The following is a 23469-nucleotide window of genomic DNA, read 5'->3' as shown; positions in this document are numbered from 1 at the left end:
TGACTCCGCGACACCTGATGCAACAACCGTTGCTGTCCCTGCTGCTGCTGGCCTTTGCGCCATGCGCCGTAGCACAAACCACGCCGGTCGTGCCCGATGCGGGCGCCATCCTGCGCCAGTTGCAGCCGGCCACGCCCGCCAATGTTGCTCCCGGCGCGCCGGCGCTGCGCATCGAACAGAAAGAGGGCGCGCCGCTGCCCGCCAGCGCGCCATTTCTCGTCACGCAGATCGATATCGCCGGCAACAGCGCGTTCGATACGGCCACCTTGCAAGCGCTCGTCGCCAGCGCCCATGGCACGACTTTGTCCCTGGAGCAACTGGGAGAACTGGCGGCCCGCATCACCAGTTACTACCGCGCCCATGGCTATCCGCTGGCGCGCGCCATCGTGCCCGCCCAAACCATCCGCCAGGGCATCGTGCGCATCGACGTGCTCGAGGCGCGCTACGGCAAGGTGGGCATCGACAACCGCAGCGACGTCAGCGACGCCTTGCTGAACGCCACCCTGGCGCCGCTGCAAACGGGCCAGACCATCAGCCAGGCGGAACTCGACCGCAGTTTGCTGTTGCTGTCCGACATACCGAATGTTGCCATCACGGCCACGCTCACGCCCGGCGCCGAAGTGGGCGGCTCCGACCTGCTGGTCGATGCCTGGTCCGGCCCGCGCATGGCTGGCGCTGCCTTCCTCGACAACAATGGCAACCGCTACACGGGCCGCGCCCGCCTTGGCGCCACCGTGTACCTGTACAACCCGCTGCACCAGGGCGACGTGGCCAGCGCCAGCGTGCTCAGCTCGGGCACGGGCATGTCGTATGCGCGTCTCGGCTATGACCTGCTGCTGAACGGCGCCGGCACGCGCGCCGGGGTGGCCATGTCCGCCCTGCGCTACCGCCTGGAAGGCGCCATGCGCCCGCTGCACGCACATGGCACGGCTCAGGTCGCCAGTGCCTGGCTGCGCCATCCGCTGCTGCGCAGCCGCGATGCGAACATGTCGATCCAGCTGCAGTATGACCAGGTGCACTTGCGCGACCGCATCGACGCCAGCGCCATGCGCAGCGACCGCCGCCTGGATAACCTGAGCGCCACCCTCGGTGGCGACGTGCGCGATGCCGCCTTCGCTGGCGCCATCACCAGCTGGAGCGTGGCCGCGACGGCTGGCAAGCTCGACATCAGCGACCCGCTGACGCGCCTGAACGACGCCTTCAGCGCCCGCAGCCATGGCAATTTTGCGAAATGGAACGTCAACCTGTCGCGCCTGCAAAACCTGGACCAGCGCAACGCCGTGTACCTCGCCTTCGCGGGACAGTGGGCGGACAGCAACCTCGATTCCTCTGAAAAGATGAGCGTGGGAGGCCCGTACACGGTTCGCGCGTATGACGTGGGCGCGGCAGCTGGCGACCTCGGCTATTTCGGCAGCGCCGAATGGCGGCATGAACTGAGCGCCGGCGACGCGGGACAATGGCAAGCCGTGGCCTTCGTCGACAGCGCGCGCGTGACGGTGAACCAGCAGCGCTGGACGCCGGGTCCGAACAGCGCGCGCCTGCACGGCGCCGGACTGGGCGTGAACTGGGCGGACGGGCAGCAGTGGAATGCCCGCGCGTACGTCGCCAAGCCCATCGGCGGCATGCCCGTCCTGCTGACGTCGCGCAGTTCGGCCCGCCTGTGGGTCGAACTCAATCGCCGCTTCTGATGCGGCGGCAACAGCCGGAAGCCCGACTTTCGGCTGTTGCTTGATCCAACGCAAGACTTACCCACCAGCTATCCACCGTCTGTGCACGGCTTTTCCACAGGCTTACCCACAGCAACATCCGGGAAGCGGGTGCAAAACTGCAGTTATCCCCACTTGTACCTACGCTATCCAGCGCTTATCCGCAGGCTTACACACAGAGTTATCCACAATCCGCAGGAAAAGGCGATTGCATCGCTGGCAAGCCGCTGGAATCAGCGGAAAAGGCAGCGACAAGCGCATGGTGGGCCAGATTATAAAACTTGCCAACAGCTTATGCGCAGGCTTGCACACAGGCTTATGCGCCACTTGTGCAGTGGCTTGCCCACAGAGTTATCCACATACAAAAAAGGCAGGCCATGCGGCCTGCCTGTGTGCAAGGGCTGACTGCGCCGCTTACTTCTTGATTTTCACGGGACGCGTCCAGCCGTCGATGGTCACCTGGCGCGCGCGCGACACGGTCAGCTTGCCGGCCGGCGCATCTTTCGACAAGGTCGTGCCGGCGCCCAGGGTGGCGCCCTTGCCGACGGTGACGGGCGCGATCAGCTGGCTGTCGCTGCCGATGAAGGCGTCGTCTTCGATGACCGTGCGGAACTTGTTCACGCCATCGTAGTTGCAGGTGATCGTGCCGGCGCCGATGTTGACCTTCGAGCCGATGGTGGCGTCGCCGATATAGGCCAGGTGATTGGCCTTGCTGTGCGCGGCGATCTGGCTGTTTTTCACTTCGACAAAGTTGCCGATGTGCACGTCTTCCGCCAGGACCGTGCCCGGGCGCAGGCGCGCGTAGGGGCCGATGATGGAAGCGGCGCCGACGACGGCGTCCTCGATATGGCAGAAGGGCTTGATGTGCGCGCCAGCGGCCACCGTGGCGTTGATGACGACGTTGTTGGCGCCCACGCGCACGCCGTCGCCCAGTTCCACCCGGCCTTCAAACACGCAGCCGACGTCGATGGTGACATCGCGGCCGCAAATGAGTTCGCCGCGCACGTCGATGCGGGCCGGATCGAGCAGGGTCACGCCCCGTTCCAGCAGCGCTTGCGCGATATTGTTCTGGTGGATGCGTTCCAATTGCGCCAGCTGCACCTTGCTGTTGACGCCCGCCACTTCCCACACGGCAGCCGGGTGCGCCGAGGTGACGGCCACGCCATCGGCGACGGCCTGGGCGACGATATCGGTCAGATAGTATTCCCCTTGGGCATTGTCATTCGACAAGGCCAACAGCCATTGCTTGAGCTGCACGGTGGGCGCGACCATGATGCCGCTGTTGATCTCGCGGATGGCGCGCTCTTCTGGCGTGGCATCCTTTTCCTCGACGATGCGCACAATGGCGCCGTGCTCGCGCACGATGCGGCCCAGGCCAAACGGGTCGTCCTGTTCCACGGTCAGGATGGCCAGCTTGTCCTTGCCGGCCGCCTGCACCAGTTGCTGCAGGGAAGCGGCGCTGGTCAGCGGCACGTCGCCGTACAGGATCAGGGTCGGCACGCTGTCATCCAGCAAAGGCAGCGCTTGCTGCACGGCATGGCCCGTGCCCAGCTGCTGCGCCTGCTCGGCGGCGTCGATCTGCACGCCATGGTTCACCTTGTAGCCGTCGAGCAACTTCAGCACCGATGCGCCCCCATGCCCGTAAATCACGCATAATCGGGACGGCGCCAGGCCGCGCGCCGTGTCGATGACGTGCGACAACAGCGGCTTGCCCGCCAACGGGTGCAATACCTTGGGCAGTGCCGACTGCATGCGTTTGCCCATACCGGCAGCGAGAATGACAACGTTCATAGACCGTCTTTTATAAGTTAAGAATATGAAAAAGTTTAACACGCAGGCCCCGTCTTCCACGTCTTCCAGCCGCTTGATGTATGCCTTACTGGCCATCCTGCTCGTCGTCATGGCCGGTTGCAGCGGCTTGCGCCTGGCCTACAACAATGGCGATACCGTGCTGTACTGGTGGCTGAACGCGTATGTCGACCTGGACCGCGACCAGAAGGGCTGGGTGCGCGACGATATCGACAAGCTGTTCGACTGGCACCGCAAGACGCAATTGAAGGATTACGTGGAAATCCTGCGCACGGGCCAGAAGCAGTTGCAAGGCAATGCCACGCAGGCGGACCTGCTGGCGGATTACAGCGAGATCAAGCAGCGCACCCAGGCGCTGTTGCTGAAGGCGGCGCCCGAGCTGGCCGACCTGGCGCGCTCGCTCAAGCCCGAGCAGATCGCGCAGATGGAAAAGAAGTTCAAGTCGAACAATGAGGATTACCGCAAGAAATACCTGAGCGGCGACCACGAGAAGCGCCAGAAACTGCGCTACAAGAAAGCCATGGAGCAATTCGAACTGTGGTTCGGCAGCTTCAGCAGCGAGCAGGAAGCCCTCATCCGCAAGGCGTCCGACGCGCGTCCGCTGAACAACGAGATCTGGCTCGACGAACGCATGCGGCGCCAGCAGAACGTGTTGAGCCTGGTCAAGAAAGTTCACCAGGAAAAACTCGGCAAGGAAGCCACCGTGACCTTGATCAACACCCTGATCAAGGACAGTTTCGAGCGCCTCGAGCATTCCGAGCGCAAGGCCTTCTTCGATGCCTACGAAAGCAGCACGGCGCAGATGGTCATGACGGTGATCAAGATCGCCACGCCCACGCAAAAAGCCCATGCCGTCAAGCGCATGCAGGGCTGGATCGACGATTTCAATTCCCTCGCCACGCAAGCCAAATAGCCAGGCAGCGCCAGCAGGGGGGAGGGGGCCATATGCTATAGTGGCCGCCATCGAATTGAAGAAATACCCATGCAAAAGAAAATTAAGAAACCCGCCAAAGTCCCCGTCCACCACGCGCCGCCACCGAACCAGGTGCGCATCATCGGCGGCCAGTGGAAGCGCTCCGTGCTGCCTGTTTTGCAGGCACTGGGCTTGCGCCCGACACCGGACCGCGTGCGCGAAACCGTGTTTAACTGGATCAACCACTTGCGCGACGGCGACTGGACCGATGCCCAGGTGCTGGACCTGTTCGCCGGCAGCGGCGCGCTCGGCTTCGAGGCGGCCAGCCGCGGCGCCGCCGCCGTCACCATGGTCGACACCCATACGCCCGTGATCCGCCAGCTGGAAGAAAACAAGACGAAATTGCGCGCCGACAATGTCCAGCTGCTGCGCGGCGACGCCTTGCTGACGGCGCAAGGCCTGGCATCGCGCGGCCAGCGTTTCGACCTGATCTTCCTCGATCCGCCCTACCAGCAGGATTTCCTGGCGAAAGTGTTGCCGCTGTGCGCCAACCTGCTCAAGGAAGGCGGCATGGTGTATGCGGAATCGGGCTTGCCGCTCGTCTTCGATGCAACCAGCGCCCTGGAAAAACCGGAGTGGATGGCGCCGTGGGAAGTCATCCGCGCCGACAAGGCGGGCACCGTTTATTATCATTTGCTAACTTACAACAAAGTGCCGGCTACTGCCTGAATCTGCCTATAAATGAGGCAAAAAGGCTCCCTGGCCCGAGGCGCAACACCAAGGTGGTCACCAATTTCAGGCATAATGCGCGTCTATATTGGTGCATCGTCAGGGAGCCGCAATGGTTGTAGCCGTTTATCCAGGAACATTCGATCCGCTCACGCGCGGTCATGAAGATTTGGTGCGCCGCGCATCGGGTCTGTTTGACAAGCTGATCGTCGGTGTGGCCGACAGCAAGAACAAGCAACCGTTTTTCTCGCTCGACGAACGCCTGGAAATCGCCAACGAAGTGCTCGGCCACTATCCGAATGTGCAAGTGGAAAGCTTTTCCGGCCTGCTCAAGGATTTCGTGCGCAAGCATGAAGCGCGGGTCATCGTGCGCGGCTTGCGCGCCGTCTCCGACTTCGAATACGAATTCCAGATGGCGGGCATGAACCGCTACCTGCTGCCCGATGTCGAAACCATGTTCCTGACGCCGTCCGACCAGTACCAGTTTATTTCGGGCACCATCGTGCGCGAAATCGCGGCGCTGGGCGGCGACGTCTCCAAGTTTGTCTTCCCCTCGGTGAACCGCTGGCTGCAAAACAAGATCGCCGCCAACGCTGCCTCATCGCAATAAGTAAGAGTGAAATCATGGCATTACTGATCACCGACGAATGCATCAATTGCGACATTTGCGAGCCCGAGTGCCCGAATGACGCGATCTACATGGGCGCGGAAATCTACGAAATCGATCCCAACAAGTGCACCGAATGCGTGGGCCACTTTGACGAGCCGCAATGCCAGCAAGTGTGCCCCGTCAGCTGCATCCCCTTCAATCCCGCCTGGCGCGAAAGCCCGGAGCAATTGATGGCCAAGTACGAACGCCTGCAGGCGGAACTGCCCGCCGCCAAAGCCTGAGCTTTTCTTCCGCGCCACTTCCGGGCCACGTCTGCGTGGCGCCAGCTTCTGCCAACTGTTCTACACTGTGTGCTGACTTATCCACAGCCCATGGTTTCCACGGAGGTAGAAGATGCAAATAAGCACATCCCGTTTGGGCCGCTCCCTGGCCACCGCCTGCCTGTGCGCCAGCCTGTGCGCCGCCGTGGCACGACCAGCGCTCGCCGTTGAGGTGGGCGGCGTCAAGCTGGACGACACGGTGCAGCTGGCCAGCCGCGAATTAAAACTCAACGGCGCCGGCGTGCGCTACAAGGTCATCTTCAAGGTGTACACGATCGCGCTGTACCTGCCGGAAAAGAAAACCCAGCTGGCCGACATCCTGGCGCTGCCCGGACCGCGCCGCCTGGAAATCGTCATGCTACGCGACATCACTTCCGACGAGCTGGGGCAAGCCTTCATGCAGGGCTTGAAGCGCAGTTCCGACCAGGCCGACCGCACGCGCCTGCTGAGCCAAACGATGCAGTTCGGCGCCATGTTCGAAATGGTGCCCGGCCTGAAAAAGGGCGACATTCTCACCGTGGACTGGCTGCCGGAAGAGGGAACGTTGTGCAAACTGAACGGCAAGCAGGTGGGCGACACGGTGCCGGACCTGGCTTTCTATAATGCGCTGCTGAAAATCTGGATAGGTGCCCATCCGGCCGACACCATGTTGCGCGCGCATTTGCTGGGCGACATGGCGTAATCGGCTGGCGGCAGGCGTAAAAAAAGCCGGCGCAGGCCGGCTTGTCATTCTGCAACAGTTGCTCGCTCAGGCACGCGTCGACAGGGCGCGCAATTCGGCGGCATTGCTTGGCGATACGCCATCCATCTTGCCAAGCGTGCGTTTCAAGGCTTGCGCTTCGCGCATCTGCTGGCGCGCCAGGCGCTCTTCGCGGCTCAGCTTGGGACGCACCACCAGCATCATGGCGCGGGCGATGCCCACCAGCAAAGGCTTGAACAGCAGGGTGAAGGCGCCCACGGCGACGATCACCAGCACGAGTTGCAGGGCGTTCAGCAGGGAAATCTCCAGCACGGGTGCGGATACTGCGTACAGGGCGGAGGCGAAGGTAGACATAGTGTTCCAGTGCATTATAGAATTTGCCAGTACTATAGTGCAGTGCAACATATAAATCTAATTCCATTTCTTGATACCAATTATATGAATCGTGAATGGAAAACTGTAATATTTTTTTACGAGTGAAAATATTCGTGCCCGGCGCGGTTTACACTCTTAAGTAATCAATTCAACTTTTATCTTGGGCTTTCCATGAGTTTTCTGACGCTGGATCTGAACTTGCTGCGTGTTTTCGACGCCGTCATGACGGAACAAAACCTGACGCGCGCAGCCGGCCACCTGGCGATGACGCAGCCGGCGGTATCGAACGCCATCAAACGCCTGCGCGAGAGCCTCGGTGACGAATTGCTGATCCGCACGGCCTATGGCGTGAAACCCACGCCCCGCGCCGAAGCGCTGTGGCCGTCCGTGCGCTCGGCCCTGGCCAGCCTGGAAGCGGCTGTCACGCCGGAAACCTTCGACGTATCAAAAACGCATGCCACTTTCCGCATGGCCATGGCCGATGCGACGGCCGCGTTCTGGCTGCCTTCGCTGATGCGCTCGATCGAACGGGAAGCGCCCGGCGTCAACGTGCGCATGATGCCGCTGACCACGCGCGAACCGCGCCCGATGCTGCTGCGCGGCGACATCGACCTGGCCGTGGGCTTCTTTCCCGGCGTGGCGGCGCAATTGTCCAGCGAAACGGGTTCGCCCATCCGCCACGAGCGCCTGTATTCCGGCAAGTATGTGTGCGTGATGCGGCGCGGCCATCCGCTGGCCGACAAGGAATTGACCCTGGATAACTACTGCGCGGCGAACCATTTATTGGTGAGCTTTTCCGGCCGCGCGCATGGCTTGATCGACGAGGCGCTGTCGCAGATCCACCGCGAACGGCGCATCTTGTTGACGGTCAACCAGTTCTTCACGGCCGGAAGAGTCGTCGCCAATTCCGACCTGATCACGGTCTTGCCGCGCCATTTGATCGCCTCGACGGGCATGACGGAATCGCTGCTGTACAAGGATTTGCCGTTGACCTTGCCAGCCGTCCACCTGGACATGCTGTGGCACGAGCGCGACGCCCGCAGCCCCGCCCACAAATGGCTGCGCAACCACCTGGAAAGCATGAACACGCCCACCCTGCGCACGGCCACGGCGGCCGGCGGCGGCGTGGCGCCCAAGCCGCACGTCGAGTAAGACTTGCGACAGGACAAAAAAAACGCCTGATATCTCATCAGGCGTTTTTTTTATGCGTGGCTGCTGGACCTGTAACCGATCCGGAAACCGCCCCAGTGCTTGCCCTCGACGTGGATGGGCACGGACAAATCGTGCATGACCTCGCCCGTGTCGCGTTTATAGGTCTGCAACAGGAACGCCTTGGTATTGCTGCCGCAGCGCTTGCCCGTGCGGTCGCTGAAGATGCGCTTGGTGCGGTTATTCACGATATCGGTGGCGTAATCGCCCGTCAGCGGCTGGGAAAACTTCTTGTTGTGCGTAGGAAAATATCCATTGTTGTCGACGGCGCCCGCATACGCCAGGTGGGGCAATGCCGCCAGCACGCCTTCCTGCAAGTCGGGCAGCACCTTGTCCGTGAACGCGTCGAATTTCGTGTTGTGCTTGGGCGGATCGGTATTCGGGATGGGGCGGTAATGGCGGTCGAACAGGGCGTCGCGCGTGATGCGCCCCGAGGCGATCGCTTGCTCGAAGAGTTTGCCCACGTCGCGCGCGGCGCGCTGGGCCGCCTCGCGGATCTCGTCGTGCGGCGTGGCCACGCTCGATTCGCCCAGGGCGCCGGCGATCACTTCGGCCCGCTCGGCCAGGGCCATGGCCGATTGCGTGGCGCGCGGCAATTCGGCATTCGTCGACAGCATGCTGTCGCGGATTTGCCCGATGGCGTCGGCGATCACTTGCGTCGTCTCGACGTGTTCGCGCGAGGCGCGGGCGATTTGCCCGATCTCGTCCTCGGACTCGCCCGATGACTGCTCGATATGGCTGAGCGAGGCGTGCACGCTTTGCACATTGCGCGCCGCTTCCGTGACGCCGGCCGCCAGCGAACTCATGCCGCGTGCGGCTTTTTCCGACTGTTCATTGATTTCGCGCACCATCACGCTGATTTCATCGGAAGCTTCCTTGGTGCGCTGCGCCAATTGCCGCACTTCCCCGGCCACCACGGCAAAACCGCGCCCGTGTTCGCCGGCGCGCGCCGCCTCGATGGCGGCGTTCAGCGCCAGCAAGTTGGTGCGCGCGGAAATATCGGAAATGGCTTCCGTAAAGCCCGTGATGCGTTTGGATTTTTCCTGCAAGCTCAGCATGTTGCTGGAAGCGCCTTGCGCTTCCTCGCGTGCGTTATTGATGCGCTGCAAGCCCTGGTCCACTTCGGCGCGCGCCGCCACGCTTTCCACGCGCACGCCGGCGGCCACCTTGGCGGCCCGTTCCGCATTGGCGGCGATCTTTTCCGTCATCGCGGCATTTTGTACGGAGCTGTCGGCGATATCGCTGGCCGTGCGGACATCGAGTTCCACCTTCTGTTTGACGGAATCGACAAAATACGAGGTTTCCGCCGCGCCGATCATGATGGCATCGATGGCGTTGCCCACCGTGTCGGCGAACTGGTGCAAGCCCGGCTCGCCGCGCGGACGGCCGGCAAACGCCAGCAGCGCGGCGCCGATGGCGGCGGCCACGCAGGCAATCAGATAGGGATGGTCGCCGCCCGAGAGCAACAACAGATAGGCCAGGCAACAGGCGACGGCCATGGCCAGGATCGTGAATACAAAGAAACGCACCAGCTGATGCTGCAACTGCTTCATTTGTCCCCCGCTGCGCGAACCCGTCACGTCCCGCGAAAGGGACGTGCCGTAACCGTATGCGGGTGGGCACGATTGCCCACTTTGCACCCTGAAGTGACCGTCTGCGCGGCGTTTCAGGCGGCTACCGGATAGCAGAATTGTAGTTCTACCCTACAACATTTGTTCCGATAGCTCAATCAGAAAAGTGGGGCGGCTACACCAGGGTCACTTAATTGGCAATTTGGTCGTGTTTTTGACCTCTTCCATGACGGCATAAGTGTGGGTTTCCCGCACACCTTTCTGCAACAGCGTCTTGCCCAGGAATTCGCGGTAGGCGGCCATGTCCTTGACGCGCGCCTTGACCAGGTAATCGAAACCGCCGGCCACCATGTGACATTCCAGTACCTCTGGAATGATTTGTACGCTATGCTTGAAGGCGTCGAACACTTCCGGTGTCGTGCGATCGAGCACCACTTCGATGAACACCAGCAGCGACACGTCGAGCAGCTGCGGGTTCAACTGGGCCGTATAGCCCATGATGTAACCGGATTCGTGCAACTTGCGCACGCGCTCCAGGCAGGCGGCCGGCGACAGGTTCACGCGCGCGGCCAGCTCCACATTGCTGATGCGTCCATCGCTCTGCAATTCCATCAAGATTTTCTTACTGATCTTGTCCAGCATTACCATCACCCCCAAATTAATATTATTTGGTTAAATTGTCGCATCAAAAACTATCTATTGCTAGTCCCCTGTATTACCAGAATTAATCCATAAGAATCCCCTTTACAATCGAATCATCTTAACGTCCGACTTTCTGTATTTTTTTGCACCAAAAAAGAGCAAGAATTACGTCAGTTTTCGTCCCCTTTTCCTTGTAAAGAGCACTTATGCACCCTGCAGGCCCCTCGGCTTTTACCCCGATTCCTTTTGCTGCGTTCCAGGCAGAAATCCTGCCCGAAGCGACACCACAACGCGCCGCCGTCACCGCCGCCTATAGGCGCGATGAGGTTTCCGCCGTACAGTGGCTGTTGCAACAAATCCGCCCCAGCAGCACCGAAACGACGGCCGAAGGGCAAGCCCTGGCGCACCGCCTGGTCTCGAACGTGCGCCAAAAACGCACACGCGCCTCCGGCGTCGATGCACTGATGCACGAGTTCTCGCTATCGTCGGAAGAGGGTGTTGCATTGATGTGTCTGGCTGAAGCGCTGTTGCGTATACCCGACAGTCAAACGGCCGACCGTCTGATCGCCGACAAAATCAGCAAGGGCGACTGGAAGAAACATCTGGGCGAATCGCCGTCGCTGTTCGTCAACGCGGCCACCTGGGGCTTGCTGATCACGGGCAAACTGGTCAGTACCAGCAGCGAATCGGGCCTCGGTTCGGCCATGACCAAGCTCATCGCCAAAGGCGGCGAACCGCTGATCCGCAAGGGCGTCGACCTGGCCATGCGCATGCTGGGCAACCAGTTCGTGACGGGCCAGACCATCGAGGAAGCGTTGAAGAACAGCCGCGACAACGAAACGCGCGGCTACCGCTACTCGTACGACATGCTGGGCGAGGCGGCCCTGACGCAGCAGGACGCGGCCAACTACTACGCCTCGTACGAAACGGCGATCCATGCCATCGGCAAGGCCTCGAACGGCCGCGGCATCCGCAACGGCCCCGGCATTTCCGTGAAACTGTCGGCCCTGCACGCGCGCTACAACCGCGCCCAGCGCGCCCGCGTCCTGGAAGAATTGTTGCCGAAAGTCAAAGCGCTGCTGTTGCTGGCCAAACAGTACAACATCGGCTTCAACATCGATGCGGAAGAGACGGACCGCCTGGAACTGTCGCTCGACCTGATGGAAGCACTTGCCTTTGATACAGATTTGGCCGGCTTCGACGGCATCGGCTACGTGGTGCAGGCGTACCAGAAGCGTTGCCCGTTCGCCATCGATTTCCTGATCGACCTGGCGCGCCGCAGCGGCCGCAAGTTCATGGTGCGCCTGGTGAAGGGCGCGTATTGGGATGCGGAAGTCAAGCGCGCGCAAGTCGACGGCCAGGAAGGCTATCCCGTCTACACGCGCAAGGTCTACACGGACGTCTCTTACCTCGTGTGCGCGCAAAAACTGCTGGCAGCCAGCAGCCTGATCTATCCACAGTTTGCCACGCACAACGCGCAAACCCTGTCGACCATCTATACCTGGGCGAAACGCGACGGCATTACCGACTACGAATTCCAGTGCCTGCACGGCATGGGCGAGACCTTGTACGACCAGGTCGTCGGCCCCGACAACCTCGACAAGCCGTGCCGCATCTACGCCCCCGTCGGCTCGCATGAAACCCTGCTGGCCTACCTGGTGCGCCGCCTGCTGGAAAACGGCGCCAACTCGTCCTTCGTGAACCAGATCGTCGACGAAAGCGTCGCCATCGATAGCCTGATCCGCGATCCGCTGGAACAGGCGCGCCTGCAGGGCGGCTTGCCGCACCCGTCGATTCCGTTGCCGCTGGACATGTTTGGCAGCGAACGCAGGAACTCGGCCGGCCTGGACTTGTCGAATGAAGACACCTTGCGCACCCTGGCCACGGGCCTGGCGCAGCAGCAGACGTGGCAGGCGGCGCCGCTGATCGATGGCGCCGTCAGCCTGAACGGCCCCGCGCACATGCTGCACAACCCGGCCCAGCACGACGACGTCGTGGGCAAGGTCATGGAAGCCGGTCAAGCCGACGTGGAAACGGCCCTGGCCAGCGCCAGCGCCTTCGCCATGGATTGGCAAACGACGGAACCGCCGCTCCGCGCGCAAGCGTTATTGCGCGCGGCCGACCTGTTCGAGGAACACCATATCGAGCTGATGGCCCTGGCCGTGCGCGAAGCGGGCAAGTCCCTGCCGAACGCGATCGCGGAAATCCGCGAAGCCGTCGACTTCCTGCGCTACTACGCGGCGCAGGTGGAACACGCGCCGAATACCCTGGCGCTGGGGCCCGTCACCTGCATCAGCCCATGGAATTTCCCGTTGGCCATCTTTACGGGCCAGCTGGCCGCCGCCCTGGCGGCGGGCAACGTGGTGCTGGCCAAGCCGGCCGAGCAAACGCCGCTGATCGCCCACCGTGCCGTGCAATTGCTGCATGCGGCGGGCGTGCCGCGCGGCGCGCTGCAATTCTTGCCCGGCAGCGGCGAGATTGTCGGTGCCGGCCTGTGCAATGACACGCGCGTCAAAGGCGTGATTTTCACGGGCTCGACGGAAGTGGCGCAATTGATCAACCGCAACCTGACCGCGCGTGCCGTGGCCGAAGGCATCGACATTCCCCTGATCGCCGAAACGGGTGGCCAGAATGCCCTGATCGTCGATTCGTCCGCCTTGCCAGAGCAAGTGGTGCAGGACGTGATGTCGTCCGCTTTCGACAGCGCCGGCCAGCGCTGCTCGGCCTTGCGCGTGCTGTTCCTGCAAACGGAAATCGCCGACAAGACCATCCACATGCTCAAGGGCGCCATGCAGGAATTGCGCGTTGGCAACCCTGACCGCCTGGCCACGGATATCGGTCCCGTCATCGATGCGGAAGCGCAAGGTAACTTGCTGGCGCACATCAACAAGATGAAGACCATGGCCATCGACCATTATTCGCTCGATTTGCCGACCGTCAAAGGCACGTTTGTCGCCCCGACCGTGCTGGAAATCAAGTCGCTGGCGCAATTGACGCAGGAAGTCTTCGGCCCCGTGCTGCACGTGATCCGCTACAAGCGGGCCGAACTGCCGCAACTGGTGCAATCGATCAATGACAGCGGTTACGGCTTGACCCTGGGCATCCATACGCGCATCGATGAAACCATCGATTTCATCACCAAGCGCGCGCACGTGGGCAATATTTATGTGAACCGCAACATCGTCGGCGCCGTCGTCGGCGTGCAACCGTTCGGCGGCGAAGGCAAGTCCGGCACTGGCCCCAAGGCGGGCGGCCCCCTGTACCTGAAACGCTTGCAGCGCAATGCGCCAGCCGGCGCGCAGCACCAGCGCCAGGCGCCACCGGCCCTCGATGCGCTCACCGTGTGGGCGAAGATGCATGGCCACGACCAGGTGCAGCAACTGGCGCAGGACTATGCGCGCACCACCTTGCTGGGCAGCACCACCGTCTTGCCAGGCCCGACGGGCGAGCGCAATACCCTGAGTTTTGCCGCGCGCGGCACGATTCTGTGCGCGGCAGCCACGTCCGGCACGCTGATGAACCAGCTGGCAGCCGTGCTGGCCACCGGTAACCAGGCCCTCGTGCTGGCGCAAGCGCCGGATCTGATCCCCGGCGACTTGCCGGCCGCGCTGAAGGACCGCATCCAGGTCGTCAGCAGCCTGGAGTCCGTCAAGCATGATTTCCAGATCGCCATGATCGAGCCTTGCCTCGATGGCCAGCTCAAACCGCTGCTGGCGGCACGGGAAGGGGCCCTGGTGGGCACCATCGCCACCACGCAAGAGGGTGCCATCCCCCTGTGGCGCCTGGTCGCTGAGCGGGCGCTGTGCGTGAATACGACGGCGGCCGGCGGTAACGCCAGTCTGATGATGCTCAGCGTCTAAAGGAACCTGAGAAAAAGTCCAGGGCGTTGTTGCCTTGCCTGGCCGTACATTCGTACTGCCTGCGAAGGCGCCTAGCCCTGAACATTTTTCAGATTCTTTTGTTTTGAAATAAGAAGGGCAGAACCAGTGGTTCTGCCCTTTTTTTATGCACGCTAGCTGAAAAATCAGTTAGCCAGGCGCTGGCACAGCTGCTGGATCACCGTCAACGCGTACGGCGAGGCGACGGTTTGCACGAAGCGCATGAAGTCGACGGCCGCCTCTTCGTTGGCATTGTCGGAAATGGTGCGCATGACGGTAAACGGCACGCCCAGTTCAAAACACACTTGCGCCACGGCCGCGCCTTCCATTTCGACGGCCAGCAGGTCGGGGATATCAACTTTGAGCTGGTTCATATGCGCGGCGCTGCTGATGAACTGGTCGCCGCTGGCGATCAGGCCGCGGTGCACTTGCGCGTGCTGCAGGCTGAATTGCGCAATATCCGCCGCCTTGAGCACGCTGGAAACATCGTCACGCAGGAAATCTTCCGCGGCGGCAGCCAGTTGCGTGCTCAGTTGCAAGTCCGTGGCAAAGCGCTGCAGTCCCGTCAGCGGCACTTCGAAGCGGGGAAACAGGGGACGGGCGTCCATATCGTGCTGCAACAGCGCTTCGGCCACGACGATATCGCCGACTTTCACGTGTTTATCCCCACTGCCGGCCACGCCGGTGAAGACGATGTGGGTAACTCCGTACTTTTCCACAAGGATAGAAGCTGTCATGGCAGCGGCAACCTTGCCCAGACGCGACAGGACGCACACAGCGTCGATATTCCACAGGGTCCCCAGGGTGTAGTCGCGCATGCCGTGCGAACACCTCTGGGGGCCTTGCATGGCTTCTACCAGCCCCTGCTGTTCTTCATGCAAGGCACTGATGATGCCTAAACGCATTTTTTTGTGTGAATTCATGCTGCTTTTACAGGTTTTTGGGATTGCCAAACGGTTTACAGGGTGAAAACAGCTATTTCGGTGACTTTTCCACCGTTCGCGTTTGTCTCTGTGTTTTAAATAAAGATGTATACATAAAAATAGTAGTGATAGTAAACGGCCATTTTTTTGTGGATAAGTCGGTATACCGTATAAAAATCATCGACTTGGCGCACAAAAAAGTAGGCGCACAAGCATTGTATCGACGGAGGACTTGTTTGGGATAAAAATCGGGCTGTGGACAAAGATCGACTTTTCCCACATCTCATCCTGTGGATATACAGGCACTTATCCACAGCAGCAAGCAGAAATCACGGATTTTCTTGCTGTAGTGGCATGTTTGACGTGTTTCGTTTGCCTTGATCCTTGCCTGGCAATCCTGGTTGAGCAACCACGCGCGTTGTTCTTTCACGGACCTTGGCATCCAGGTGATTCCTGGAAGACGGTTTGGGAGTGGATCGCGATGTCGCCGTTGGCTTTTTTTTTGGCGGTTTTTGCATGCTTTTTGGAAATATCCCCGGACTTCCGCTTTTTTTGTTGGTTTACAATAGATCTATATATAAAAATAGTAGTAATAGTAAACGCGTTTTTTTCTGTGGATAAGTCGCTTTTTTTCAACAGGATCAATCGTTTACGCGCAAAATAAAGCGTGCATAATCGCTGTATCACGCGAGGAGCAAAATTGTATAAAATGCGGGCCTGCGCAAAAGTTCGTGTTTACTCACAAGTCATCCTGTGGATATCAAGTGATTTATCCACAATCGTCTCAAATCCCCCCTCTTTTTCACATCGAATGGCTTGCTGGCACTGTGCCTGCTCAAGCCTGTTGACGTTTCCATTTTGCAAAACGGTTTGGCAGTGCTGTGCGCGTGATGCCGGCCGTGCCGGTTTTCGTCGCGCAGTTGTTGGCTCCCTTTTTTTTTTGTCACTCAAAGCAGCTCGCCGGTTTTTTTTGCAGACAGGCTGGCGTAGCTTCTTGAAGATGAAGGGCAGGCAAAGCGTGCGTTGTCGGGTTTACCTTAACAAGTTCGTATACAAGAATAGTAATAGTAGTTAACGGCGGTATCTTCTGTGGATAAGTCCGGATTTATCCTTGTAAACAATCGCTTGGCGTACGGATAAACGCTGAGTAAGGGTTGTATCTGCCGGGGATGGTTTTGGGATAAAAAAAAGGGGGCCAAAAAAATTTTCGTTTACTCACATATCGTACCTGTGGATATCCATACGGTTATCCACAACTTGGCGACCCTGTTTTTGAGCTTGCCGTGACGTTCGGCCGTATCGCGGGCCACGATTAATGTCGCCCTGGCCCGGCACTGGTGGTAATCTCAAGGCGGCTCAGCAGCCATGCATGCATGAAGAAAGACAGACTCTGGTACAGGGACGCGGTGGGGAGACACGCCGCGCGACAGCTTGATGGCATACCGAAAGGAGCTTCATTGGAATCGGCAGGCGAATACGACTACATCATCGTGGGCGGCGGCACGGCAGGTTGCGTGCTGGCCAACCGGCTCACGCGCGACAAGGATGCCAACGTTTTGCTCGTGGAAGCGGGCGGCAAGGACGATTACGTGTGGATCCACATCCCCGTCGGCTATCTGCATTGCATCGGCAATCCCCGCACGGATTGGCTGTATTCCACGCAGGCGGATGCGGGCCTGGGCGGGCGCAGCCTGATCTATCCACGCGGAAAAGTGCTGGGCGGCAGCTCTTCCATCAACGGCATGATCTACATGCGCGGCCAGGCTGGCGATTACGACCACTGGGCCGACCTGACGGACGACGCTTCCTGGCGCTGGGACAAAGTCTTGCCGCTCTTTAAACAAAGCGAGGATTATTACGGCGGCGCCTCGGAAAACCACGGTGTGGGCGGCGAGTGGCGCGTGGAAAAACAGCGCCTGTCCTGGGATATCCTGAATGCATTCCGCGATGCGGCGCAGCAGGTCGGCATCCCGAAAACCAGCGATTTCAATGGCGGCGACAATAGCGGCAGCGCATATTTCGACGTCAACCAGCGCCGCGGCATCCGCTGGAATACCTCGAAAGCGTTCTTGAAACCGGCGTCGCGCCGCCCGAACCTGACCATCATGACGGGCTGCCACGTGGAACGTCTGTTGCTGGAGACGACGGACGCGGGGCCGCGCAGCGCCGGCATCGTGTTTACGGGCGGCGGCACGCAGTGGCAGGCGACGGCCCGGCGGGAAACCCTGCTGACGGCGGGCGCCATCGGTTCGCCGCAATTGCTGCAATTGTCCGGCATCGGCCCGGCTGCCTTGCTGCAGCAGCATGGGATTGTGCCGGTGCTCGATGCGGCCGGCGTGGGCGGCAATTTGCAGGATCATTTGCAGCTGCGCATGGTTTACAAGGTGCAGGGCGTGAAAACCTTGAATGTGATGGCCAGCAATATCGTGGGAAAAATGCAGATCGGCTTGCAATATGCGCTGTTCCAGAGCGGGCCCATGTCGATGGCGCCGTCGCAGCTGGGAGCGTTTGCCAAGTCCGACCCGCAGCAAGCCACGCCGAACCTGCAATACCATGTGCAACCCTTGTCGCTGGATAAATTCGGCGAACCGTTGCACTCTTTTCCCGCGTTTACGGCCAGCGTGTGCAATCTGCGCCCCACCTCGCGCGGCCACGTGCATATCGCGTCGGGCGACAGTTATGCGGCGCCGAAGATCGTGCCCAATTACCTGAGTACCGAGCAGGACCGCGCCGTGGCGGCCGACGCCTTGCGCCTGACGCGGGCCATCGCCGCCGCGCCGGCGTTAAGTAAGTTTGCGCCGCAGGAATACAAGCCCGGCGTGCAATTCCAGAGCCAGGAAGAATTGGCGCAGGCGGCCAGCCAGATCGGCACCACCATCTTTCACCCCGTCGGTACCTGCCGCATGGGCCTGGCCAGCGATCCCTTGAGCGTGGTCGACAGCCAGCTGCGCGTGCTCGGCGTGGCTGGTTTGCGCGTCGTCGATGCCTCGATCATGCCGTACATTACTTCTGGTAATACGAACTCGCCCACCGTGATGATCGCGGAAAAAGCGGCGCAAATGATACACGCGGCCTGGAAATAGCTGGGCAAGCGTGCGAGTTTGCGCCATTCGGGCCGGCGAAAAATCCCCGTAGTTATACTGTATTGTGCGTTAAATTTAAGTTGTGTATTATAAAAATGACTAAGTAGTACAAAAAGTACAACTAGGAGACACGATGTCAAACGTAATCTTGGAAACAAGAAATTTGACCAAGGAATTCAAGGGATTCACCGCTGTGAGCGAGGTGAACCTGAAGGTAGAGCGGGGCCATATCCACGCCTTGATCGGTCCGAACGGCGCCGGCAAGACCACGTGTTTCAACTTGCTCACCAAATTCCTGGTCCCCACTTCCGGACAGATCCTGTTCAATGGGAAAGATATCACGGCCGCCAAACCGGCCCAGATCGCGCGCATGGGCGTGATCCGTTCCTTCCAGATTTCCGCCGTCTTCCCGCATTTATCCGTGTTGCAAAATGTCCGCATCGGCTTGCAGCGCCAGCTCGGCACCTCGTTTCACTTCTGGCAAAGCGAACGGGCATTGAACCAGCTCAACGACCGCGCCATGGCCTTGCTGGCCGAAGTCGACCTGACGGAGTTCGCCGACACCATCACGGTCGACATGCCTTACGGCCGCAAGCGGGCGCTGGAAATTGCCACCACCCTGGCGATGGAGCCGGAAATGATGCTGCTCGACGAACCGACGCAAGGCATGGGCCACGAAGACGTGCACCGCGTGACGGAACTGATCAAAAAAGTGTCGGCTGGCCGCACGATTTTGATGGTGGAACACAATATGAGCGTGGTTTCCGGCATCTGCGACAAGATTTCCGTCCTGCAGCGCGGCGCCATGCTGGCCGAAGGCAGTTACGCGGAAGTGTCGCGCAATCCGCAAGTGATGGAAGCGTACATGGGCACCACCCACGCGGAACTGGAAGGGGCGCATTGATGGCGACACGAGCGAATGGCAGCGCACCCGCGCTGGAAATTGCACAACTGCACACCTGGTATGGCGAATCGCACATCCTGCACGACGTAAACCTGAAAGTGGAGCAGGGCGAGGTGGTGACTTTGCTGGGCCGCAACGGCGCCGGCCGCACCACCACCTTGCGCGCCATCATGGGGCTGACGGGCGCGCGCACGGGCTCCATCAAGGTCAACGGCGTCGAAGCGATAGGTTTGGCCACGCACAAAATCGCCCACCTGGGCATCGGGTATTGTCCTGAAGAGCGCGGCATTTTTTCCTCGCTGTCGACGGAGGAAAACCTGTTGCTGCCGCCGACCCTGGCCAGCGGCGAGAAGGGCATGTCGGTGGAGGAAATCTACGCCATGTTCCCGAACTTGCAGGAACGCCGCCACAGCCAGGGCACGCGCCTGTCGGGCGGGGAACAGCAGATGCTGGCCGTGGCGCGCATCCTGCGCACGGGCGCGCGTTTGCTGCTGCTCGATGAAATTTCCGAAGGCCTGGCGCCCGTCATCGTGCAAGGCTTGGCGCGCATGATCACCACCCTGAAAGCGAAGGGTTACACCATCGTCATGGTGGAACAGAATTTCCGGTTTGCCGCGCCGCTGGCGGACCGGTTTTATGTGATGGAGCACGGTCAGATCGTCGAGACTTTTGCTGCATCCGAACTGGAGGCCAAGATGCCGGTATTGACCGAGCTGCTTGGCGTGTAGTCCCCATGTAGTCTGTTGTACTCGTCATCGTCCAGCAATCGACTGAATAGCAAACAATAATCCCAACGGAGACACTATGAAACGTAACGCTATCGCCATTGCCACCGCCACTCTTTGCGCCCTGGGCTTGTCCAGCGCCGCGCACGCCCAGGTATCGGGCGACACCATCAAGATCGGTTTTATTTCCGACATGTCGGGCGTGTATTCCGACGTCGACGGCCTCGGTGGCGCGGAAGCCATCAAGATGGCGATCGCCGATGCCGGCGTGGTGCTGGCCGGTAAAAAGGTGGAATTCATTTCCGCCGACCATCAAAACAAGGCCGACATCGCCGCCTCGAAGGCGCGCGAATGGTTCGACCAGCAGGGCGTCGACATGCTGATCGGCGGCACCAATTCCGGCGCCAGCCTGGCCATGGCCAAGGTGGCGGCGGAAAAGAAGAAAATTTTCATTGCCATCGGCGCCGGTTCGTCGCGTCTGACGAATGAGGAATGCACGCCGTACACCGTGCATTACGCGTATGACACGGTGGCGCTGGCGCGCGGCACGGGCGGCACCATCGTCAAGCAGGGCGGCAAGAACTGGTATTTCATGACGGCCGACTATGCGTTTGGCCATTCGCTGGAAAAAGACACGGCCGAGGTCGTCAAGGCGGCCGGCGGCAAGGTGCTGGGCAGCGTCAAGCATCCGCTCGGCGCTTCCGATTTCTCTTCCTTCCTGCTGCAGGCGCAAGCGGCAAAACCGCAAATCCTCGGCCTGGCCAATGCCGGCGGTGACGCCATCAACAGCATCAAGGCCGCCAACGAGTTCGGCTTGACGAAATCGATGAAGCTGGCCGGCTTGCTGATCTTCATCAATGACATCCATTCGCTGGGCTTGAACTTGACGCAGGGCATGTACCTGACGGACGGCTGGTACTGGGACTTGAATGCGGAGACGCGCGCCTGGTCGAAACGCTATTTCGCCAAGATGAAGAAGGAACCGTCGATGCTGCAGGCGGCCGACTATTCGGCCGCGGCGAACTACCTGAAAGCCGTCAAGGCGCTGGGCACGGACGACACCGAGAAGGTCATGGCTTATCTGAAAAAGACCAAGATCAACGACATGTTTACCCAGAATGGCGAAGTGCGCCCCGATGGCCGCATGGTGCACGATATGTATTTAATGGAAGTCAAGAAACCGTCCGAGTCGAAGTACCCATGGGATTACTACAAGGTGATCGCCACCGTGCCCGGCGCGCAAGCGTATGTGACCAAGGCCGAGTCGAAGTGTTCGCTGTGGAAGTAATGCTGTAGCAATCTCTACAGAGTGTCCGCCGCTGCGCGGGTGCTCTGTCCTGCACGCTTCGCCCGCAGGGTTCGCCTTGCGCCGCCGCTCCCGTTTGCGGTGGCGCGTTTCCCTTGATACCACACCGCTACCCGGCGGTGCTTTTTATACTGTGATGCCATGGAAATTTTCGGCGTTCCAATACAAGCGATGATGAGCCAGCTGCTGCTGGGTCTCGTCAACGGCTCGTTCTATGCCATGTTGTCCCTCGGTCTGGCCGTCATCTTCGGCTTGCTTAATGTGATTAATTTCTCGCACGGCGCCATGTACATGATGGGCGCCTTCCTGGCCTGGATGGGCCTGAGCTATTTCGACATCAATTACTGGGCCATGCTGGTCATCGCCCCTATCCTCGTCGGCCTGGTCGGCATCCTGATCGAAAAGACCATGCTGCGCTGGCTGTATAAACTCGACCACCTGTATGGCTTGCTGCTGACCTTCGGCATCACCCTGATCATGGAAGGCGTGTTCCGCTCCTTCTACGGCGTCTCGGGCCAGCCGTATGCCGTGCCCGAAGCACTGGCCGGCGCGACGGATCTCGGTTTCATGATCCTGCCGAACTACCGCGCCTGGGTGGTCATCGCCTCGCTCTCCGTCTGCCTGGCGACCTGGTTCGTCATCGAAAAAACCAAGCTGGGCGCCTACCTGCGGGCCGGCACGGAAAACCCGAAACTGGTGGAAGCGTTCGGCATCAACGTGCCGCTGATGGTGACGTTGACGTTCGGCTTCGGCGTGGCCCTGGCCGGTTTCGCCGGCGTGCTGGCGGCGCCCATCATCCAGGTCTCGCCGCTGATGGGCTCGAACCTGATCATCGTCGTGTTTGCCGTGGTGGTGATTGGCGGCATGGGTTCCATCATGGGCTCCATCCTGACGGGCCTGGGCCTGGGCGTGATCGAGGGCCTGACCCGCGTGTTCTACCCGGAAGGCTCGGCCACCGTGGTGTTTGTGGTGATGGTCATCGTGCTGCTGTTGCGTCCCGCCGGCCTGTTCGGCAAAGAAAAGTAATCCTCATCAGTCATGTATTGGAGCTACCACGATGAATAAGAATGTAGGCTACGCCATTGCCTTGCTGCTGGCGTTGGCGGCCCCGTTTTACGGTTATCCCGTCTTCCTGATGAAGTTGCTGTGCTTTGCCCTGTTTGCCTGCGCTTTCAACTTGCTGATCGGCTACACGGGCTTGCTGTCGTTCGGCCATGCGGCCTTCTTCGGCGGCGCCGGCTATGTCACCGGCTATGTGCTGCGCACCTGGGGTTGGCCAACGGAACTGGGCTTGCTGGCCGGCGTCGTCACGGGCGCCTTGCTGGGCCTGGTGATCGGCGGCCTGGCGATCCGCCGCCAGGGCATCTACTTTACGATGATCACCCTGGCGCTGGCGCAGATGGTGTACTTCCTGGCCTTGCGCCTGCCGTTCACGGGGGGCGAGGATGGCTTGCAGGGTGTTCCACGTGGAACCTTGCTGGGCACGATAGACCTGGGCAATGACACCGTCTTGTACTACGTCGTGCTGGCCATTTTTGTCGCCGGCTTCGCCCTGATCGTGCGCACCATCCATTCGCCGTTCGGACAGGTGCTCAAGGCGATCAAGGAAAACGAACCGCGCGCCATCTCGCTGGGTTACGACGTCAACAAGTACAAGCTGATGGCCATCGTGCTGTCCGCTTCGCTGGCCGCACTGGCCGGCGCCACCAAGACGCTGGTGCTGGGCTTTGAAACCCTCACCGACGTGTACTGGGGCATGTCGGGCCTGGTTGTGCTGATGACACTGGTGGGCGGCATGGGCACCTTGTCCGGCCCCATCCTCGGCGCCGTGTTGATCATCGCGCTGGAAAACAAGCTGGGCGATGTCGGCACCTACCTGGCCACGCACACGGGCATCGAATGGTTCGGCACCCTGGGCGAATCGGTGGGCATGGTGACCGGCGTGATCTTCGTCATCTGCGTGCTGATGTTCCGGCGCGGCATCGTCGGCGAAGCCATCGCGCGCTTTGGCGGCAGGCCAGCCAAAGCCGCTGTCTGATTTTCAAGCAACGCCGGACGGATCGTCC

The 23469-nt window shown here is 60.5% G+C and carries 19 protein-coding genes; 14 read left to right on the top strand and 5 right to left on the bottom strand.

What is annotated here, in order from left to right; translation table 11 throughout:
- Window positions 1–17: 17 nt before the first annotated feature.
- Window positions 18–1688, top strand: coding sequence for a ShlB/FhaC/HecB family hemolysin secretion/activation protein (locus tag OX459_RS17810; protein ID WP_289906009.1), 1671 nt, complete (start codon window positions 18–20; stop codon window positions 1686–1688).
- 432 nt (window positions 1689–2120) lie between these two features.
- Here OX459_RS17810 and glmU read toward each other — a convergent pair whose 3' ends face one another.
- Window positions 2121–3497, bottom strand: a complete 1377-nt coding sequence (gene glmU, locus OX459_RS17805) for a bifunctional UDP-N-acetylglucosamine diphosphorylase/glucosamine-1-phosphate N-acetyltransferase GlmU (RefSeq protein ID WP_289906007.1) — start codon at window positions 3495–3497, stop codon at window positions 2121–2123.
- Window positions 3498–3522: 25 nt separating this feature from the next.
- Between glmU and OX459_RS17800 the strand changes: the two genes are divergently transcribed.
- The 5 genes from OX459_RS17800 to OX459_RS17780 all read left to right on the top strand — a co-directional run bounded on the left by OX459_RS17800 (window position 3523) and on the right by OX459_RS17780 (window position 6769).
- Entirely contained in the window at window positions 3523–4428 is a 906-nt protein-coding gene (locus OX459_RS17800; protein WP_289906006.1) for a DUF6279 family lipoprotein, read from the top strand.
- 69 nt (window positions 4429–4497) lie between these two features.
- Window positions 4498–5157 carry a 16S rRNA (guanine(966)-N(2))-methyltransferase RsmD gene (gene rsmD, locus OX459_RS17795; RefSeq protein WP_289906005.1) on the top strand — a complete coding sequence of 220 codons (660 nt, stop codon included), beginning with the start codon at window positions 4498–4500 and terminating at the stop codon, window positions 5155–5157.
- 112 nt (window positions 5158–5269) lie between these two features.
- Window positions 5270–5767: a pantetheine-phosphate adenylyltransferase gene (gene coaD, locus OX459_RS17790; RefSeq protein ID WP_034752633.1), complete on the top strand. Its 498-nt coding sequence runs from the start codon at window positions 5270–5272 to the stop codon at window positions 5765–5767.
- A gap of 14 nt (window positions 5768–5781) precedes the next feature.
- On the top strand, window positions 5782–6048 hold the full coding sequence (locus OX459_RS17785; protein ID WP_077398358.1) for a YfhL family 4Fe-4S dicluster ferredoxin: 267 nt from the start codon (window positions 5782–5784) through the stop codon (window positions 6046–6048).
- A gap of 112 nt (window positions 6049–6160) precedes the next feature.
- Window positions 6161–6769: a chalcone isomerase family protein gene (locus OX459_RS17780; protein ID WP_251349599.1), complete on the top strand. Its 609-nt coding sequence runs from the start codon at window positions 6161–6163 to the stop codon at window positions 6767–6769.
- Window positions 6770–6835: 66 nt separating this feature from the next.
- On the opposite strand, the gene OX459_RS17775 is transcribed toward OX459_RS17780, so the two are convergent.
- Window positions 6836–7141 (bottom strand): hypothetical protein, encoded by a 306-nt coding sequence (locus tag OX459_RS17775; RefSeq protein ID WP_139092066.1) that lies wholly within the window; start codon window positions 7139–7141, stop codon window positions 6836–6838.
- A gap of 192 nt (window positions 7142–7333) precedes the next feature.
- On the opposite strand from OX459_RS17775, the gene OX459_RS17770 reads away from it, so the two are divergent.
- Complete coding sequence (locus OX459_RS17770; protein ID WP_034783859.1) at window positions 7334–8314, top strand: LysR family transcriptional regulator; 981 nt, start codon at window positions 7334–7336, stop codon at window positions 8312–8314.
- 50 nt (window positions 8315–8364) lie between these two features.
- Here OX459_RS17770 and OX459_RS17765 read toward each other — a convergent pair whose 3' ends face one another.
- Both OX459_RS17765 and OX459_RS17760 read right to left on the bottom strand, forming a co-directional pair.
- Entirely contained in the window at window positions 8365–9924 is a 1560-nt protein-coding gene (locus OX459_RS17765) for a methyl-accepting chemotaxis protein (protein WP_289905999.1), read from the bottom strand.
- Window positions 9925–10128: 204 nt separating this feature from the next.
- Window positions 10129–10584 carry an Lrp/AsnC ligand binding domain-containing protein gene (locus OX459_RS17760; RefSeq protein WP_010393827.1) on the bottom strand — a complete coding sequence of 152 codons (456 nt, stop codon included), beginning with the start codon at window positions 10582–10584 and terminating at the stop codon, window positions 10129–10131.
- Window positions 10585–10790: 206 nt separating this feature from the next.
- Between OX459_RS17760 and putA the strand changes: the two genes are divergently transcribed.
- On the top strand, window positions 10791–14444 hold the full coding sequence (putA, locus tag OX459_RS17755; protein ID WP_289905998.1) for a trifunctional transcriptional regulator/proline dehydrogenase/L-glutamate gamma-semialdehyde dehydrogenase: 3654 nt from the start codon (window positions 10791–10793) through the stop codon (window positions 14442–14444).
- Between the two features lie 164 nt (window positions 14445–14608).
- On the opposite strand, the gene OX459_RS17750 is transcribed toward putA, so the two are convergent.
- Window positions 14609–15385, bottom strand: coding sequence for a 5'-methylthioadenosine/adenosylhomocysteine nucleosidase (locus OX459_RS17750; protein WP_289905996.1), 777 nt, complete (start codon window positions 15383–15385; stop codon window positions 14609–14611).
- Window positions 15386–16842: 1457 nt separating this feature from the next.
- Here OX459_RS17750 and OX459_RS17745 point away from each other — a divergent pair.
- The 6 genes from OX459_RS17745 to OX459_RS17720 all read left to right on the top strand — a co-directional run bounded on the left by OX459_RS17745 (window position 16843) and on the right by OX459_RS17720 (window position 23441).
- Entirely contained in the window at window positions 16843–18468 is a 1626-nt protein-coding gene (locus tag OX459_RS17745; protein ID WP_289905994.1) for a GMC family oxidoreductase N-terminal domain-containing protein, read from the top strand.
- A gap of 133 nt (window positions 18469–18601) precedes the next feature.
- Window positions 18602–19372, top strand: a complete 771-nt coding sequence (locus OX459_RS17740) for an ABC transporter ATP-binding protein (protein WP_035823437.1) — start codon at window positions 18602–18604, stop codon at window positions 19370–19372.
- Window positions 19372–20100, top strand: a complete 729-nt coding sequence (locus tag OX459_RS17735; protein WP_077398364.1) for an ABC transporter ATP-binding protein — start codon at window positions 19372–19374, stop codon at window positions 20098–20100. The genes OX459_RS17740 and OX459_RS17735 overlap by 1 nt, the downstream gene beginning before the upstream one ends.
- Window positions 20101–20176: 76 nt before the next feature.
- Window positions 20177–21385: an ABC transporter substrate-binding protein gene (locus OX459_RS17730; RefSeq protein ID WP_289905993.1), complete on the top strand. Its 1209-nt coding sequence runs from the start codon at window positions 20177–20179 to the stop codon at window positions 21383–21385.
- Between the two features lie 159 nt (window positions 21386–21544).
- Window positions 21545–22429: a branched-chain amino acid ABC transporter permease gene (locus OX459_RS17725; RefSeq protein WP_034752662.1), complete on the top strand. Its 885-nt coding sequence runs from the start codon at window positions 21545–21547 to the stop codon at window positions 22427–22429.
- A gap of 31 nt (window positions 22430–22460) precedes the next feature.
- Entirely contained in the window at window positions 22461–23441 is a 981-nt protein-coding gene (locus tag OX459_RS17720) for a branched-chain amino acid ABC transporter permease (protein WP_289905992.1), read from the top strand.
- Window positions 23442–23469: the final 28 nt, after the last annotated feature.

It is taken from the genome of Janthinobacterium sp. SUN026 (assembly GCF_030397625.1).
In the GTDB taxonomy this organism is placed as follows: Bacteria; Pseudomonadota; Gammaproteobacteria; order Burkholderiales; family Burkholderiaceae_D; genus Janthinobacterium; species Janthinobacterium kumbetense.
Note: the sequence above shows the minus strand (reverse complement) of the source record. Positions and strands in the feature narration are given on the sequence as shown.